The sequence below is a fragment of the Formosa sediminum genome, from assembly GCF_007197735.1.
Classification (GTDB): domain Bacteria; phylum Bacteroidota; class Bacteroidia; order Flavobacteriales; family Flavobacteriaceae; genus Formosa; species Formosa sediminum.
This window is the reverse complement of sequence record NZ_CP041637.1, coordinates 528,416-545,392: the sequence shown is the minus strand read 5'-3', so window position 1 is coordinate 545,392 and position 16,977 is coordinate 528,416. Positions and strand designations below refer to the sequence as shown.

Below are 16,977 nucleotides of genomic sequence, written 5' to 3'. Positions count from 1 at the left end.
TTACTTTGGTGTAAAGGGCCTTAATTTCTTTTTTATGAGAAAAATTCAAATGGTTGACTTAAAGAGTCAATATGCAAGAATAAAGGATGTTGTTAACGATTCTATCCAAGACGTTTTAGAAACAACAGCATTTGTAAACGGACCAAAGGTTCACGAATTTCAAAAAAACTTAGAACAGTATTTAAATGTAAAGCATGTTATTCCATGTGCAAATGGTACAGATGCGTTACAAATTGCAATGATGGGTCTAGGATTAAAACCTGGAGATGAGGTTATCACAACAGATTTTACATTTGCCGCAACTGTTGAGGTGATTGCTTTATTACAATTAACACCTGTTTTGGTTGATGTAGAACCAGATACTTTTAACATAGATGTAAACGCAATTAAAAACGCGATTACGCCTAATACTAAAGCAATTGTGCCTGTACATTTATTTGGTCAATGTGCTAATATGGAGGCTATCATGGAAGTAGCAAAAGCTAATAATTTATATGTAATAGAAGATAATGCCCAAGCTATAGGTGCAAATTATACCTATAAAGATGGTACCAAAGTAAAAGCAGGAACTATTGGTGATGTTGCAGCAACTTCATTTTTCCCTTCTAAAAATTTAGGATGTTATGGTGATGGTGGAGCAATCTTTACGAATAATGATGAGCTAGCACATACCATTCGCGGAATTGTTAATCACGGTATGTATGAGCGTTATCATCATGATGTAGTAGGAGTTAATTCTAGATTAGATGCTATACAAGCTGCTGTTTTAGGAGCCAAATTGCCAAATTTAGATGGTTATAATAAAGCGAGAATAGCGGCTGCAAATAAATATGATGCTGCTTTTAAAGATGAAAAACATATTACTATTCCATTCAGAAATGGAGCCGAAGACAATCATGTCTTTCATCAATATACTTTAAAAGTTACTGGAGTAGATCGCGATGCCCTTGTTAAGTTTTTAAATGAAAACGATATTCCTTGCGGTGTGTACTACCCAATACCTTTACATAAGCAAAAAGCGTATGCAGACGCGCGTTATAACGAAGCCGATTTTGAAGTGACTAATCAATTAGTTAAAGAAGTAATCTCGTTACCTATGCATACAGAGTTAGACGACGACCAAATAGAATATATTACAGACAAAGTAAAATCGTTTATAAATGCATAAAATATTAGTTACTGGAGGACTTGGTTTTATTGGTTCTCATACCGTTGTAGAACTTCAAAATGAAGGCTATGAAGTTGTGATTATTGATAATTTATCCAATTCTTCTAAAGATGTTTTAAAAGGAATAACAAAAATTACAGGGAAAACACCTTTGTTTGTAGAGTTAGACTTAAAAGACAAACACTTGGTACAAGATTTTTTTAAAACACATCAGGATATTAAAGGTGTTATTCACTTTGCGGCTAGTAAAGCTGTAGGTGAAAGTGTAGGTAATCCACTATTATATTATGAGAATAATATTAATACTTTGGTTTATGTTTTACAAGAATTAAATAAGCTAGATACCGCTAACTTTATTTTTAGTTCTTCTTGTACGGTGTATGGTCAAGCAGATGAGCTACCTATCACAGAAAACGCGCCTGTTAAACCTGCAGAGTCTCCATATGGAAATACTAAACAAATCGGAGAAGAGATTATTAAAGATAGTTGTAAGGTGAGCCAGAATCTAAAAGCCATCGCCTTGCGTTATTTTAATCCAATTGGAGCTCACGAATCTGCACATATTGGAGAATTGCCTATAGGAGTCCCTTTAAATTTAGTCCCATTTATAACACAAACTGCAGTAGGCTTACGCGAGCAATTATCTGTTTTTGGAGACGATTATCCCACTACAGATGGAACATGCGTAAGAGACTATATACATGTGGTAGATTTAGCTAAAGCTCATGTTATAGCGTTAAAACGTCTTCTAGATCAAAAAAACGAATCTAATTTTGAAGTCTTTAATTTGGGTACTGGTACAGGTAGTTCTGTGCTAGAAGCTATAAAATCTTTTGAGAAAGTTTCTGGTGAACAATTAAATTATAAAATAGCTCCACGTCGTGAAGGTGACGTTGTTGCTGCATTTGCAGATACAGAAAAGGCAAATACAGTATTAGGTTGGAAATCGGAACTCACTTTAGATGACGCTATGCGTTCGGCATGGAAATGGGAAAAAAAGATAAGAAATAAGTAAATTAAGTAGTGTTAATTTAATTTAAGCCTTCTTTACAATATACTGTAGAGAAGGTTTTTTTATATGTTTTCGAAAGAAAAAACTTACTGTTTGAGCTGTTTTTTGATGCATTATCTTTACCATATCTTTAAAATTGTTGAATAAAGTATAATTCTATAGTTAAATGATAGGGTAATGGCGTATGGTCTCGTTTATTTGTATTGGATTAAGTATCTTTGATTTATAATGAAATATGATATTATGAAATTGATTACAGTAAAACGGGAAACTAAAAATGAAGCAAGATTTACACCAAAAATGGGTGTATTGCAAACAAAAGTAACTTACATAAAAATGTTATTTTTAAATATGCCTTTTAAAACAGTGCATAAATATAGAGAAACATATTACGGAGAAATTAAAGATTGTGAAGATTGTCTCCTAAGAGCCTAATAAAAAGCCCCAAGATACTTTCTTGGGGCTTTTATTATTTATGAGCAGTTTGTTTTGCCTTTTTACTGGTAATAAAATTGGAGTAGAGTAAAAGTCCCATACCTAACATTACAGACATATCTGCAACGTTAAACACCCCCGTTTTAAATATACCACCTAAATCTATATGAAAAAAATCGGTTACAGATCCATATAAAATCCTATCATACACATTGGCTATACCTCCGCCAATAATACAAGCGAACCCAAAGATTGCAAAACGGTCTAAAGTTTTATTTGAAATAATATAATAGGTTATATAACCCAATACAACTATTGGTAAGAGTAATAAAAATATACTTTTTAATGTGGGGTTAAGGTCACTACCTAAACTTAAAAAAGCACCTGAATTTTCTACATTAGTTAATATAAATTTATCACCTAATAGTTCAGTAGTTTCGTAAGGTGTAACATAGGCTCTAACAATAAATTTTGAGATCTGATCTAAAGCAATGTTTAAAGCTATTAAACCAATGATATATGTTGTTCTTGTAAGCTTCATTAAGTTGTTGGCGTATTAAACGTTGCAGAAGCTGTTTCAACAGTTCTATCAATTTTTTTAACTAAACCTTGTAAAACTTTTCCAGGGCCAACTTCTGTAAAATGTGTTGTTCCATCAGCAATCATTTGTTGTACAGATTGTGTCCATCGCACCGGTGCAGTAAGTTGAGAAATTAAATTGGCTTTTATTTCATTTTCATCTGTAATAGCTGTAGCTGTTACGTTTTGGTAAATTGGACAATTTGGTTTGCTAAATGTTGTGTTTTCTATTGCAGCAGCTAATTCTTCACGAGCAGGTTCCATCATTGGAGAATGGAAAGCGCCTCCTACAGGTAAAATTAAGGCACGTTTTGCACCAGCTTCTTTTAAAGATTCACAGGCTTTTTCAACTGCAGAAGTTTCACCAGAAATCACTAATTGTCCTAGACAATTATAATTTGCTGCCACTACTACACCATCAATAGCATTACAAATATCTTCCACAATATTATCTTCTAAACCTAATACAGCAGCCATAGTACTTGGGGCTAATTCACATGCTTTCTGCATGGCTAAAGCACGCTGAGAAACTAATTTTAAACCATCTTTAAAGGTAAGAGCACCTGCTGCTACTAATGCAGAAAATTCTCCCAAAGAATGTCCAGCAACTAAATCTGGTTTAAATGCATCCCCTAAACTTTTTGCTAAAATTACAGAATGAAGAAATATAGCTGGTTGTGTAACTTTGGTTTGTTTAAGGTCTTCGGCAGAACCTTCAAACATTACGTCGGTTATAGGAAAGCCTAAAATAGCATTAGCTTGTTCAAATAACTCTTGAGCCTCTTTAGAGTGTTCATAAAGATCAAGTCCCATTCCTGTAAATTGAGCACCTTGACCAGGAAATATATATGCATTCATAATTTTTAATTTTAAGATTGTAAAAATAAGAATATTATTTAGATATTATTTTTAGAGTATTCTGTTGGTTTACTTGTGTTTAGCTGTTTGTTTATAAAAATGGAATTAAAGATTTGCACATGCAGCTTCAGCACAACGCTCACCATCCATTGCTGCAGAGATAATACCGCCGGCATAACCACCACCTTCGCCACAAGGAAATAAACCTGCAATTTGTGGGTGTTCTAATTTTTCGTTTCGTGGAATGCTTACAGGCGATGAGGTTCTGGATTCTACACCAATAATATTAGCTTCTTCAGTATAATACCCTTTCATTTTTTGTCCGAAAGATTCAAAGCCTTTTCTAAGACTTTTCCCGATTAATTTTGGTAATAATGAATGTAAAGGTACACTCTTTATTCCAGGTTGATAAGATGTTGGATTTAAATCTGAAGATAATCGGCCTTCAACAAAATCTGTTAAACGTTGTGCGGGTGCAACCTGACTACGTCCTCCCGAAGTAAAAGCTAATTTTTCTAAATCTTTCTGATATTCTAATGCTTTTAGCGCACCAAAGGAATCGTATTTGTATAAATCTTTATCTGCATTAATCTCAACAACAATACCTGAATTTGCAAATTCATTATTTCGCTTAGAAGGCGACATGCCATTTACAACAACTTCTCCGTTTGCTGTAGCTGCCGGAACAATAAATCCGCCAGGACACATACAAAACGAATAGACTCCGCGACCATTAACTTGTTGGACTAAGCTGTAAGCTGCGGCAGGTAAAAGTTCGTTACGTTCGCCAGTACAATGGTATTGAATTGAGTCTATAATGTGTTGTGGGTGTTCTACACGAACTCCCATGGCAAACGATTTTGCTTCAATAGCAATATTCTTTTTATCTAATAAATAAAAAATATCTCGAGCTGAATGTCCTGTTGCTAATATAACACGGTTTACAGTTAGTTCTTCTCCATTTATTAGCTGTATGGCTTTAATCTTATTATTAGTAATTGTAAAATCGGTTACTCGTGTCTCAAAATGTACTTCTCCACCATATTTTAAAATGGTTTCACGAATATTTTGTACCACTTTAGGGAGTTTATTAGTCCCTATATGTGGATGTGCATCAACTAAAATTTGGTCTGTAGCGCCATGGTAAACTAAGTTTTCAAAAATGCGACGTACATCGCCTCGTTTTAAACTACGCGTGTATAATTTTCCGTCTGAATAGGTTCCTGCTCCACCTTCACCAAAACAGTAATTGGAATCTTCATTAACAAAATGATCTTGATTTATGGCTTTTAAATCGCGACGTCTGTCTTGTACATTTTTGCCGCGTTCTAAAACTATGGGTTTAAATCCTAATTCTATACAGCGTAATGCAGCATACATACCTGCTGGGCCAAAACCAATAATATGAACGGGTTTAGATTTAGAAACATCTTTGTAATTAAAAGTATATGATGAGGTTTCTGGTAGCGGTTCGTTTATATAAACAGCAACTTTATAATTGAATACAATTGCAGGTTTTCTTGCATCTATAGATTTTCTAAGAACTTTTATTCCTGTAATTTTTTCTTTTGGAATGTCTAGCTTTTTGGCCGATTTCCACAATAAACTATTCTCTTGTTTAGATTCTTCTACTAGAGAAACTCGAAGCTGGATGTCTTTTATCATGCTGCAAATTTACAGAAATTTGCAGATAATGAACTTGTAAAGGTTACAATATCATTATACAAGCATATGGCCTTTTGTTTGGATTTAAAAACGTTCGTAGGTTATAAAAGAAAAAGCATGATCGTTTTGTTCGTTTTCTGGGTGATATATATTCTGTATTTCACGCCATTCTTTTAGGTTTATTTCAGGAAAATGTGTGTCGGCTTCAAACGTATCGTGTACTCGAGTAAGTTCTATTTTATTTGCAAAAGGGAGTGCTTGTTTATAAATTTCTCCGCCCCCAATTACAAATGGGGTTTTGTCTTCCAGAGCAGCATCTAAAGCATCATCTATATTGTGAACAACAATAACGCCATGCGGGACTTTATAATTTTGTTGTGTTGTAATCACAATATGAGTACGGTTAGGTAATGGTTTAGGAAAGCTTTCAAAGGTTTTACGCCCCATGATAATGCAATGCCCAGAGGTTAGCGACTTAAACCGTTGCAAATCGTCTTTTAAATGCCAAATAAGTTGGTTGTCTTTACCAATTGCATTATTCTCTGAGGCAGCAACAATAAGGGTAATATTTTGTTTACTATTCAATTTTTTTTTTTCGATCGCAGGTGGTGTAGGCGCGGTTTCAGTAGCTGGTAATTTAGTTTTTAATTTTTCAATACCTTCTTTTTGTTTTGCAACCAATTTATCTAATTGATCTTGTTGCCAAGTTGGTCCCATAAACCTATCAATAACAAACACATTAAATGTATGATAGATTAAAATTATAAGCCAAAATCCAACAATAAAAATAAACCAATCTTTACCTAAAGGTTTAAATGTTTCGCCTATATGTAGTCCTAAATTGGCAACAATTAATGCTACAGATCCAATTAAGAACAGAATAAAATGCGTGTATAGTCTTTTTTTCTGCTTTATACGCATTTGTGCATTTTTTATTAGCTCTAATTGTTCTTTATCAATTTGAGGTACTTTTTTTTTAGTCCCGAACATAGGTATATATGTGTTAGTAAAGTAAAAATACTATTTCTACTTCAATATTTGAAATTTTTATAATGCTGAAAATTAAATCTGAAGAAATGTTTATCAATATTTTGAAAAAGTAACAATTAAATTTAGAAGATTAAGTCTAATTTAATTCTTTTTTAAGAAAAACATAATTATTTGTGAACTAGAGGATTATTCGTTTGAAAATGGCTAATAGTTTATTACATTTATATTAATTAAAAACATAGAATTTATGGCAATTTCAAAACAATATTTAAAAACGAAGCCTATTTGTAAAGTAACTTTTACTGTACCTGCAGAAACTGCAGAATCTGTAGTAGTTATTGGTACTTTTAATGATTGGAATCCTAAAGCTACGCCGTTAAAAAAATTAAAAAACGGGACATTTAAAGGTATGGTTAATCTAGATGTAGATTCTGTTTATGAATTTAGATATGTGGTTGATGGTGAGTTTGTGAATGAAATAGACGCAGATGAGCAAGTTTGGAACGATTTTGCAGATGCAGAAAATAGTGTGTTAAAAATATAATTTATAAAACGGCATATTTAGTCTCTAACATGCCATTTTTTATATAGCTACAGCACCTTTTATATGCGGATGCGGGTTATAATCGACTAAAGTAAAATCTTCGAATTTAAAATCGAAGATGTTATCTACATCAGGATTAATAATCATTTTTGGTAACGGTTTTGGGTCTCTGCTTAGTTGCAGTTTAACTTGCTCGAAATGGTTACTATAAATATGCGCATCTCCAAACGTATGTATAAAATCTCCTACTTCATAGCCACAAACCTGAGCTATCATCATCGTTAATAAGGCATACGATGCAATATTAAAAGGTACACCTAAAAAGATATCTGCACTACGTTGGTACAATTGGCAAGATAATTTTCCGTTGGCAACATAAAACTGAAAAAAAGCATGACAAGGAGGTAATGCAGCTTTGCCATTTGCTACATTTTCACTAAACGATTTAGAACCGTCCGGCAACACTGAAGGGTTCCATGCCGAAACGAGCATGCGTCTGCTATTAGGGTTTGTTTTTAAAGTATCTATTATATCTTTAATCTGATCAATCTCATCGTTATTCCAATTGCGCCATTGGTGTCCGTAAACCGGACCTAAATCACCATTATCATCAGCCCATTCGTTCCAGATTTTTACACCATTCTCTGTTAAGTAGTTTATGTTGGTATCTCCTTTTAAAAACCATAATAATTCGTGAATAATAGATTTTAAATGAAGTTTTTTTGTAGTTACTATAGGAAAACCTTCGCTTAAATCAAATCGCATTTGGTAACCAAATACACTTTTGGTTCCTGTTCCTGTACGATCTCCTTTTTCGTTTCCTGTTTCTAAAACGTGCTTAACAAGGTCTAAATACTGTTTCATATATAAGCTGCTAGAACGCAGTAATCTATTAATAATTGATAACTGAATACCGTTTAAAGATAAAAATTGCAGTGCAAATCTAATTAAAAATACAAGTTAATTTAGAAATTAATTCTAAAACACACCTCACTTAAAGTTGATTAAAAAAATAGTAAGAGGGAAATCTTTGCCAGTAAATATGTTTATCCTATAATCATACCGGCTATTGTTGCAGATAGTAAAGATGCAATTGTTCCACCAATAAGTGCACGAATACCAAACTCTGAAAGCGTTTTTCTTTTTCCAGGAGCTAAAGATCCAATTCCTCCAATTTGAATTCCTATAGATGCAAAATTAGCAAATCCGCATAGCATGTAAGTGGCCATAATTATAGATTTTTCAAACTGAAAATGTATAGGTTTAGTTACGTCTTTTAATTCAGCCAGTTGCATATAACCTATAAATTCACTTGCGGCAAGTTTAATTCCAAGCAATTGCCCCATAAGTGCCATATCTTCTTTAGCTACCCCAATAATCCACATTAAGGGAGAGAATATATATCCTAAAATAAATTCTAATGAAAACATTTTATATGGTGTATTGGCTTTTATCCATGTATTGAAACCACCAATCATTCCTAATTTTCCAAAGCCATAATTTATCATGGCAATAAAAGCAACAAAAACTAATAACATAGCACCAACATTTGCGGCCAATTTTAAACCTTCGGTTGTACCATTAGCGATCGCATCTAAGATGTTAGAACCAATATTTTCTTGAGATACTTCCATCTCTGAGCTAATTTTTTCTTGTTGCGGATAAAGCATTTTAGAAATAACAATAGCGCCAGGAGCAGCCATAACAGATGCTGTTAATAAGTGTTTAGCATAAAATATTTTTAAAGCTTGGTCTTCGCCTCCTAAAAAACCAATATAGGCAGCAAGAACGCCTCCAGCTACCGTTGCCATCCCTCCAACCATAACGAGAAGGATTTCAGATTTTGTCATGCGTTCTAGGTAGGCTTTAATCATTAAAGGAGCTTCTGTTTGACCTAAGAAAATATTACCAGCAACGCTTAAACTCTCAGCTCCAGAAATACCTAATAATTTAGTAAGAACCCAAGCCATTCCTTTAACGACTATTTGAATTACTCCTAAATAAAATAATACAGAAGTTAAAGCAGAAAAGAATATAATTGTTGGTAGAATTTGAAAAATAAAAATGTAACCTACATTATTAATATCCATCATGCTTCCTAAGAGAAATTCGCTACCAGCTTGTGTGAATTCTAAAATTTTTACAAATATTTTTCCAACAAATTCAAATGCATTTTGAGCAAATTCAATTTTTAATACAGCAATGGCTAGCATGAGTTGTGCACTAAGTCCAACACCTATAGTTTTCCAATTTATAGCTTTTCTATTACTACTTAATAAATAGCTAATAATTAGAAGGATAAACATTCCTAGCATACCGCGTAATAGACTGTTTGTAGAAAATCCTTGACTAGGAATTATTGCATCTTTGGCTGTCGTTGCTATTGCACTAGGAGACACCGCTAATGCCGTTTTAAATTTATAAGTGCTATTGTTTTTTGAGAAGACAAGCGTAGAATCTGTAAATTCTGAAATTCTAAAGTGCTGAATTTTGTCTGTGGGTGTATTGTAATAGAAGACTAAAAGATTGTCTTGTAAAGTGTAGTTTCCATTAGATTCTACCGTGTGGTTATCGGTAATATTAAATTCTCCGTTTTCAAATTTTAGGGTTTCAAAAGCCGAGTTGGCAGATGGTGTAGAATCTTTTGTTTTAGATTGAAGTTGATCTAACCGCCATAGTTTTTCAATATTTTGCGCATGTGCGCTAGAATATAATCCGAGAAAAATGAAAGTGAGGGCAAATAAAAGGTGTTTCATACTTTTGCTTTTTATCGTTTCGAGATTTCATCTCGAATTTTAGCGGCTTTTTCGTAGTCTTCATTCATTACAGCATTAGCTAGTAATTGATTTAACTCGTCTAAGGTTTTAGTTTTGTAACTGTCTTTTGGAGATGTGTTTTCAAGTTCATTTGAAACTAAATCTTCAGATAGCACATCATCAGAATGCATACTATCGTTTTCTTTTTCTGGATTAACTTTCAAATAAATCCCTGCTTTATCTAGTATATTTTTATAAGTAAAAATAGGGGCTTGGAAACGTAACGCTAAAGCAATAGCATCACTTGTTCTGGCATCTATAACTTCTTCTGTGTTGTCTCGTTCACAAATTAAGCTTGAGTAAAAAACACCGTCAACCAATTTATGGATAATGACTTGCTTAACCGTTATATTAAAACGGTCTGAAAAATTTTTAAATAAATCATGTGTTAATGGGCGTGGCGGTCTAATTTCTTTCTCAAGAGCAATTGCTATAGATTGTGCTTCGAATGCACCAATAACAATAGGTAGTTTGCGTTCACCATCTACCTCATTGAGTATTAAAGCATAAGCGCCATTTTGCGTTTGGCTATAGGAAATACCTTTTATATTTAGTCTAACTAAACTCATAAATTTAAAAACACAAAAGACTGTTTAAATTGGGACTTTACCAAACCTATTCTACATTTTTTGTTAAAAATAACATGCAAAAATAGATAAACTCCTTTAAATTTAATCACAAATTTGAAGGGTAGGAGTCTTTTAAACAGTCTTTTTATTAATACAATTTAAAAAAAATTAAGCATTTTGTGCCTTAAAAGCTTTTAATTTTTCAATAAGTGCAGGTACAACTTCAAAAGCATCGCCAACTACACCATAATCTGCAGCTTTAAAGAAAGGAGCTTCAGGATCTGTATTGATTACTAATTTAACTTTAGACGCATTAATTCCGGCTAAGTGTTGGATAGCCCCAGAAATACCAACAGCAATATATAAATTTGCTGCTACAGGCTTTCCTGTTTGCCCTACGTGTTCTCCATGAGGTCTCCATCCTAAATCTGAAACCGGTTTAGAACATGCTGTTGCAGCTCCTAATACTTCTGCTAAATCTTCTATTAATCCCCAATTTTCTGGGCCTTTTAATCCGCGACCTCCAGAGACTACAATATCGGCATCTGCTATTGTAACTTTATCTGTAACTTTGTCTACCGATTCTACATGTACACCATTATCTGGTATAGATGGAGCGTAATTTACCACTTCGGCTTCTGTAGCCTGTTCTTTTATTCCAAAAGAATTATTAGATAAACCTACTAATTTAATTGAAGTACTAATACTAGTTTCATTAAACGCCTTATTTGTAAAGGCGGTACGCTTAACGGTAAACGGCGATAAATTTGTAGGCAGTGCCACAACATTAGAGGCATATCCTGCTTTTAATTCAATCGCTAATAATGGTGCTAAATATTTGCTGTCTGCACTAGAACTTACTATAACTATTTTTGAACCTTCTTCTGCAGCTGCCTGATTTATAACATGAGCATAAGATTTTGCATTAAAAGTATCTAATTTACTGTCTTTAACATTTAAGACTCTTGTTACGCCGTAAGTTCCTAATAAGGACGGATCTTCTGCGTTAATTGAAATTGCTGTTACCGAAGTGCCTAATTGGTCTGCTATAGCTCTAGCATAAGAAGCTACCTCAAAAGCTACTTTCTTATAAGTTCCTTGTTCTGATTCTGTATATACTAAGACTGACATATTGTTTTAAGTTTTAATTTCAATATCAATTGTGTTTTGATCTTGAAGTTTGGATTAAATAACTTTAGCTTCTGTATGAAGTAAATTAACTAACTCGTCTAAATTATCTGGAGACACTAGTGTAACGGCGCCTTTAGGTTTAGGCTTTTCAAATTTAACAGTTACCGTCTCTGTAGAAGCTTCAATAGGATCTACTATGGTTAAAGGTTTTTTGCGTGCCATCATTATACCTCGCATATTAGGGATTCTTAAATCACTTTCTTCAACCAAGCCTTTTTGTGCTCCAATAACCAAAGGTAAACTTGTATTTACAGTTTCTTTTCCGCCATCAATTTCACGAATAGCTTTTACGTTTGTACCATCAATATCTAAGCTAATACATGTATTTATAAAGTTAGCATTGGTTAATCCTGCAAGCATCCCAGGAACCATTCCTCCATTATAATCAATAGATTCACGACCTGCAATAACCAAATCGTAATCTCCGTTTTTAAATACATTAGCCAATTGTTCTGCTACTGCATAACCGTCTAAAGCAGGAGTGTTTACACGTATAGCACTATCTGCACCAAGTGCAAGCGCTTTACGTAGTGTAGGTTCGGTTTCTGGTCCGCCTACATTTACAACATCTACAGTTGCACCTTGCTTTTCTTTAAACCATATGGCACGAGTTAAACCATATTCGTCGTTAGGGTTTATAATATATTGTACTCCGCTAGTATCAAATTTAGTATCTCCTTCTGAAAAATTTATTTTTGAAGTCGTATCTGGAACGTGGCTAATACACACTAAAATTTTCATAATATTCGTTTGTTTTAAATAAGTATGGATCTATTTTGTTACGAAGTTATTGAATTTTAATTAAATTTTACTATGCACGCATAATAAATAATTAAAAAAAAGAGTTAAATTTTGCTAAATGTGGAATTTAACTCCATTTGGAGTTGTGATCAATATTCAAGTTGCAGGTTTGTTGTTGATTAGAATATAAATTATAAGTATGAGTAATAGTTTTATTTTCAGTTTACTAAGTCTATATGTTTAATAGGCTTTAACTGTTTTAATTATTATAATTTTCGTCTAAACCCGTTTGTTTTGTTTTTAAATAAAAAATCAAAAAAAAATTAAGTAACATTTATACTTTGTAGGTGTAAATGTGAGGATTCACTTTTATATAGACTTTTAAAATCCTTTCCACAAAATAAAAATATTATTATTCATTTTACTCTTCTTAACGTTATACAATTTAGCTTATAAGGTAATTGTTTAAATAGTAATTTAAAGTCTTTAATATAAGTTTAGAGTAATATCCTTTCTTTTTTATATAATTATGGACAAACGTAGCGTTTAATATAAAGTTTAAATTTGTGATCATTATAAATGATGTATAACTAGAGCATAAACTAAAATGTGGGGAAATAAGATTTTTGGAGATTATTAAATTTTAGTTTTAATAAACAGAGTGAGAAAAACGGCATATATTAAGTCTTTACTAATGGATTATAGTTTAGAGTCTTTTACATCGTTTTAGTACTCTTTTTAAGTTATTTTTCATTTTAATGAATTAATAATAATTCTTTTATTGAAAGTTTTCTATTTATTGTTATTTTTGTGTTCTTAAAAAATGATACATGAGAACAATTCAATTCAGAGAAGCGATTTGTGAAGCCATGAGTGAAGAAATGCGCAGAGATGAAAGCATTTACTTAATGGGTGAAGAAGTTGCTGAATACAACGGTGCATACAAAGCATCAAAAGGAATGTTAGACGAGTTTGGTGCAAAACGTGTTATCGATACTCCAATTGCAGAATTAGGTTTTGCAGGTATAGCTGTAGGTTCAACAATGACTGGTAACAGGCCGATTGTAGAGTATATGACCTTCAACTTTTCGTTAGTAGGAATTGATCAAATTATAAACAACGCAGCAAAAATTAGACAAATGTCTGGTGGGCAGTTTAAATGTCCAATCGTATTTAGAGGTCCAACAGCTTCTGCTGGTCAATTGGGAGCTACACACTCTCAAGCTTTCGAAAGTTGGTTTGCTAACACTCCAGGTTTAAAAGTAATTGTACCTTCTAACGTTTATGATGCTAAAGGACTTTTAAAAGCAGCTATACGTGATGACGATCCAGTAATTTTTATGGAAAGTGAACAAATGTATGGTGATAAAGGTGAAGTGCCAGATGGTGAATATGTGCTTCCTATTGGTGTTGCCGATGTTAAACGTGAAGGTAAAGATGTTACTATCGTATCTTTTGGTAAAATTATTAAAGAAGCTTATAAAGCTGCAGATGAAGTTGCTAAAGATGGTGTGTCTTGTGAAATTATCGATTTACGAACTGTTCGTCCGTTAGATATAAATACGGTTTTAGACTCTGTTAAAAAAACAAACAGATTAATCATTTTAGAAGAAGCATGGCCATTTGGTAATGTATCTACAGAGATTACGTACCAAGTACAAGCTCAAGCATTTGATTATTTAGATGCTCCTATTGTAAAAATTAATACAGCAGATACTCCTGCACCTTATTCTCCTGAATTATTAGCAGAATGGTTACCTAACAGTAATGATGTAGTAAAAGCTATTAAAAAGGTAATGTACAAGTAAACTGCATTTATCACATATTTAAAACTTCATCAACATGATTTATTGCTGATGAAGTTTTTTTTTAACTATGAAATTAAGACTTAGCCTCCTATTATTTTTTTTCGGATTTCTATCTGTACTAGCGCAAACAAAAGTTAGCGGTTATGTCTTTGATGAGAATAACGAACCCGTAGCTTATGCTAACGTTGTTTTTAAAGGATCCTCACAAGGTACTATTACCAACGAAGAAGGACGGTTCTATATGGAATCAGATAACAATTGGGATACCCTTACCATTTCTTTTATAGGGTTTATAACTCAAGATGTTGCATTACCTAAACAAATTAATTATAACCTTAAGGTTGTATTAGAAGAAGAAACAGCACAATTAGACCAAGTTGTTATTGTAGCAGGAAAACAACCTAAAAAAAATAATCCTGCGATCGATATTTTGAGAAAAATATGGGAACATAAACGCAGAAATGGACTTCGAAAATTCGATCACTATGAGTACGATAAGTATGAGAAAATAGAATTTGATTTAAATACCATAGATAGCGCCTTTACTAAAAGTAAAATTTTTAAAGGCATGGAGTTTATTTTTGAATCTGTAGACACCTCTAACGTTACAGGTAAAACTTACCTTCCTATTTTTGTTAACGAATCTGCAAGCAAAGTATATGGCGACAATGTTGCTGTTAAAGAACGCGAAGTTTTAAAAGGAAATAAAATGTCTGGATTTAGTAATAATCAATTCATTTTAGACTTCATTAAAGATTTGTATTCCCAGTACGATGTATACGATAACTATTTAAAATTTTTCGATAAAAGTTTTGTAAGTCCATTATCTAAAACAGGAATCAATACGTACAATTATGTTTTAGCAGATAGTGCATTTATAGAAAATAAATGGTGTTATAACATAATTTATTACCCACGCCGTAAGAATGAATTGACATTTAAAGGTGATTTTTGGGTGAATGACTCGACTTTCGCTATCAAAAAAATTAACATGCAAGCCTCAAAAAGTGCAAATATAAATTGGGTAAAAGAGATTTATATTGAACAAGAGTTTGATGTATTAAACGACTCTATTTTTCTTATAAAAAGAGACTATTTTATGTCAGATTTTGCATTTAAGAAAAAAGAAAAAGCTAGAGGTGTTTACGGTAAACGTACAACACTTTACGATAATTATGTGTTTGATAAGCCTAAACCAGACACTTTTTATAACGAGCAGGTGTTCGAGTATAATGAAGATACCTATAATCGTGATGATGAGTTTTGGGAAGCAAATCGCTTAGAAACTTTAAGTAAAGACGAAAAAGGTGTTTATAAAATGTTAGACACTTTGCAAACCGTTAAGAAATTTAAACGCTTATATAACGTAGGTACCATTTTAGCTTCTGGTTATATAGAGTTAGATGATTTAAATATGGATTACGGCCCTATTTTTTCTAGCTTTGGGTACAACGAGGTTGAAGGACTCCGAATACGTGGAGGAGGACGTACCTATTTCGGACCGAACGATCCGTGGCGTTTTGAAGGATTTGGAGCTTATGGTTTTAGAGACAAGAAAATAAAATATGGAATTTCTGGAAAATGGTTATTAGATAAAGAAAACCGTTTTATAATCTCTGGAGGACACCGGAAAGACATAGAGCAAATAGGGGCAAGTTTAACATCATCTACAGATGTGTTAGGACGTAGTTTGGCATCATCAGCCTTGTTTGCAAAAGGCACAAACGATAAATTAACAAATATAGAGCTTACTAGTTTAGCGTTTGAGTTAGAACCTGTAAAGAATGTTGTATTTAGATTTGGAGCAGATTACAGAACATTGAGGTCTGCATCAGATGCATTTAATTTAGATTATTATACAGATGATAGTTACACCGAAATAGCATCAGAATTAAAACAATTTGAAACAGCTTTATCTGTAACCTATTTTCCAAACAGACGTATGACAGGTTATGGTGTAGAGCGATCTAATGCAAATAGTAATTATGCAACCTTGTTTGCACAAGTAAGTCGTGGCGAAAAAAATGTTTTTAGTAGTGATTTCGACTATACTAAAGTTCAGTTTTCATATACTCAACCATGGCAAGTTGGTGGTTTTGGGCGTTTACTAACAACATTGGAGTCTGGAAAAACATTTGGAGAAGTACCCTTGGGGTTATTAAGTGTGGTTCCAGGAAACCAAGCTTACTTCTCAATATATAATACCTTTTCTCAATTAAATTATTACGAATTTATAACAGATACCTATGTTTCTGCACATTTAGAGCATAATTTTAACGGTCGTTTGTTTTCAAGAATCCCACTCTTACGTAAATTAAATTTAAGAGAAATTGTTGGAATACGTGGTGTTTGGGGTGAAGTTTCAGACGAAAATATTGCTTTAAATGCTTCAAACGTAGTGTATAATGCACCAGATGATAAAGTATATTATGAATATAGTTTTGGTATCGGAAATATTTTTAAAGTTTTCCGAATTGATTTCAATTTTAGAGGAAATTATTTAGATAATCCAGATGCACGAAAATTTGGGGTTACAGGTACTTTTGGATTTTATTTTTAAAGATTCGACATATTTTTTTAATTATAATCAATTTACAACGT

At 32.8% G+C, this 16,977-nt stretch carries 15 protein-coding genes; 6 read left to right on the top strand and 9 right to left on the bottom strand.

The window, feature by feature from the left end:
• Positions 1–34 precede the first annotated feature (34 nt).
• The 3 genes from FNB79_RS02505 (at position 35) to FNB79_RS02495 (ending at position 2,615) form a co-directional block, all read left to right on the top strand.
• The gene (locus FNB79_RS02505; protein ID WP_143379800.1) at positions 35–1,168 is read left to right on the top strand and encodes a DegT/DnrJ/EryC1/StrS family aminotransferase; all 1,134 of its coding nucleotides are present in this window, start codon (positions 35–37) and stop codon (positions 1,166–1,168) included.
• Positions 1,161–2,183 carry a UDP-glucose 4-epimerase GalE gene (gene galE, locus FNB79_RS02500; RefSeq protein ID WP_143379799.1) on the top strand — a complete coding sequence of 341 codons (1,023 nt, stop codon included), beginning with the start codon at positions 1,161–1,163 and terminating at the stop codon, positions 2,181–2,183. Before FNB79_RS02505 ends, galE begins: the two co-directional genes overlap by 8 nt.
• Before the next feature lie 240 nt (positions 2,184–2,423).
• Entirely contained in the window at positions 2,424–2,615 is a 192-nt protein-coding gene (locus FNB79_RS02495; protein WP_143379798.1) for a hypothetical protein, read from the top strand.
• 34 nt (positions 2,616–2,649) lie between these two features.
• Here the strand turns inward: FNB79_RS02495 and lspA are convergent, their stop codons facing one another.
• The 4 genes from lspA to FNB79_RS02475 form a co-directional block, all read right to left on the bottom strand.
• Positions 2,650–3,156 (bottom strand): signal peptidase II, encoded by a 507-nt coding sequence (lspA, locus tag FNB79_RS02490; protein WP_143379797.1) that lies wholly within the window; start codon positions 3,154–3,156, stop codon positions 2,650–2,652.
• Complete coding sequence (gene fabD / locus FNB79_RS02485; protein WP_143379796.1) at positions 3,156–4,052, bottom strand: ACP S-malonyltransferase; 897 nt, start codon at positions 4,050–4,052, stop codon at positions 3,156–3,158. Before fabD ends, lspA begins: the two co-directional genes overlap by 1 nt.
• 105 nt (positions 4,053–4,157) lie before the next feature.
• Entirely contained in the window at positions 4,158–5,717 is a 1,560-nt protein-coding gene (locus FNB79_RS02480; protein ID WP_143379795.1) for an NAD(P)/FAD-dependent oxidoreductase, read from the bottom strand.
• 84 nt (positions 5,718–5,801) lie between these two features.
• Positions 5,802–6,707, bottom strand: coding sequence for a dihydrofolate reductase (locus FNB79_RS02475; RefSeq protein WP_143379794.1), 906 nt, complete (start codon positions 6,705–6,707; stop codon positions 5,802–5,804).
• A gap of 247 nt (positions 6,708–6,954) precedes the next feature.
• On the opposite strand from FNB79_RS02475, the gene FNB79_RS02470 reads away from it, so the two are divergent.
• A complete protein-coding gene (locus FNB79_RS02470) occupies positions 6,955–7,251 on the top strand; it encodes an isoamylase early set domain-containing protein (protein WP_143379793.1) in 297 nt (98 codons plus the stop codon).
• Positions 7,252–7,290: 39 nt separating this feature from the next.
• Here the strand turns inward: FNB79_RS02470 and FNB79_RS02465 are convergent, their stop codons facing one another.
• The 5 genes from FNB79_RS02465 to FNB79_RS02445 all read right to left on the bottom strand — a co-directional run bounded on the left by FNB79_RS02465 (position 7,291) and on the right by FNB79_RS02445 (position 12,568).
• Positions 7,291–8,115 (bottom strand): thymidylate synthase, encoded by an 825-nt coding sequence (locus FNB79_RS02465; RefSeq protein ID WP_143379792.1) that lies wholly within the window; start codon positions 8,113–8,115, stop codon positions 7,291–7,293.
• A gap of 182 nt (positions 8,116–8,297) precedes the next feature.
• Positions 8,298–10,007, bottom strand: coding sequence for a NupC/NupG family nucleoside CNT transporter (locus FNB79_RS02460; RefSeq protein ID WP_143379791.1), 1,710 nt, complete (start codon positions 10,005–10,007; stop codon positions 8,298–8,300).
• Positions 10,008–10,018: 11 nt separating this feature from the next.
• Positions 10,019–10,636: a bifunctional nuclease family protein gene (locus FNB79_RS02455; RefSeq protein WP_143379790.1), complete on the bottom strand. Its 618-nt coding sequence runs from the start codon at positions 10,634–10,636 to the stop codon at positions 10,019–10,021.
• 168 nt (positions 10,637–10,804) lie between these two features.
• A complete protein-coding gene (locus FNB79_RS02450; protein ID WP_143379789.1) occupies positions 10,805–11,767 on the bottom strand; it encodes an electron transfer flavoprotein subunit alpha/FixB family protein in 963 nt (320 codons plus the stop codon).
• 54 nt (positions 11,768–11,821) lie between these two features.
• Positions 11,822–12,568: an electron transfer flavoprotein subunit beta/FixA family protein gene (locus FNB79_RS02445; RefSeq protein ID WP_143379788.1), complete on the bottom strand. Its 747-nt coding sequence runs from the start codon at positions 12,566–12,568 to the stop codon at positions 11,822–11,824.
• 830 nt (positions 12,569–13,398) lie between these two features.
• Between FNB79_RS02445 and FNB79_RS02440 the strand changes: the two genes are divergently transcribed.
• Together FNB79_RS02440 and FNB79_RS02435 are read left to right on the top strand one after the other, a co-directional pair.
• On the top strand, positions 13,399–14,376 hold the full coding sequence (locus tag FNB79_RS02440; protein WP_143379787.1) for a pyruvate dehydrogenase complex E1 component subunit beta: 978 nt from the start codon (positions 13,399–13,401) through the stop codon (positions 14,374–14,376).
• 67 nt (positions 14,377–14,443) lie between these two features.
• Positions 14,444–16,936, top strand: a complete 2,493-nt coding sequence (locus FNB79_RS02435; protein WP_143379786.1) for a DUF5686 family protein — start codon at positions 14,444–14,446, stop codon at positions 16,934–16,936.
• The last annotated feature ends 41 nt before the right edge of the window (positions 16,937–16,977 follow it).

What these genes read in the sequence shown, in the direction of transcription:
- FNB79_RS02505 (WP_143379800.1), top strand. Translation starts at nt 35, where the DNA reads ATGAGAAAAATTCAAATGGTTGACTTAAAGAGTCAATATGCAAGAATA.
- galE (WP_143379799.1), top strand. Translation starts at nt 1,161, where the DNA reads ATGCATAAAATATTAGTTACTGGAGGACTTGGTTTTATTGGTTCTCAT.
- FNB79_RS02495 (WP_143379798.1), top strand. Translation starts at nt 2,424, where the DNA reads ATGAAATTGATTACAGTAAAACGGGAAACTAAAAATGAAGCAAGATTT.
- lspA (WP_143379797.1), bottom strand. Translation starts at nt 3,156, where the DNA reads ATGAAGCTTACAAGAACAACATATATCATTGGTTTAATAGCTTTAAAC.
- fabD (WP_143379796.1), bottom strand. Translation starts at nt 4,052, where the DNA reads ATGAATGCATATATATTTCCTGGTCAAGGTGCTCAATTTACAGGAATG.
- FNB79_RS02480 (WP_143379795.1), bottom strand. Translation starts at nt 5,717, where the DNA reads ATGATAAAAGACATCCAGCTTCGAGTTTCTCTAGTAGAAGAATCTAAA.
- FNB79_RS02475 (WP_143379794.1), bottom strand. Translation starts at nt 6,707, where the DNA reads ATGTTCGGGACTAAAAAAAAAGTACCTCAAATTGATAAAGAACAATTA.
- FNB79_RS02470 (WP_143379793.1), top strand. Translation starts at nt 6,955, where the DNA reads ATGGCAATTTCAAAACAATATTTAAAAACGAAGCCTATTTGTAAAGTA.
- FNB79_RS02465 (WP_143379792.1), bottom strand. Translation starts at nt 8,115, where the DNA reads ATGAAACAGTATTTAGACCTTGTTAAGCACGTTTTAGAAACAGGAAAC.
- FNB79_RS02460 (WP_143379791.1), bottom strand. Translation starts at nt 10,007, where the DNA reads ATGAAACACCTTTTATTTGCCCTCACTTTCATTTTTCTCGGATTATAT.
- FNB79_RS02455 (WP_143379790.1), bottom strand. Translation starts at nt 10,636, where the DNA reads ATGAGTTTAGTTAGACTAAATATAAAAGGTATTTCCTATAGCCAAACG.
- FNB79_RS02450 (WP_143379789.1), bottom strand. Translation starts at nt 11,767, where the DNA reads ATGTCAGTCTTAGTATATACAGAATCAGAACAAGGAACTTATAAGAAA.
- FNB79_RS02445 (WP_143379788.1), bottom strand. Translation starts at nt 12,568, where the DNA reads ATGAAAATTTTAGTGTGTATTAGCCACGTTCCAGATACGACTTCAAAA.
- FNB79_RS02440 (WP_143379787.1), top strand. Translation starts at nt 13,399, where the DNA reads ATGAGAACAATTCAATTCAGAGAAGCGATTTGTGAAGCCATGAGTGAA.
- FNB79_RS02435 (WP_143379786.1), top strand. Translation starts at nt 14,444, where the DNA reads ATGAAATTAAGACTTAGCCTCCTATTATTTTTTTTCGGATTTCTATCT.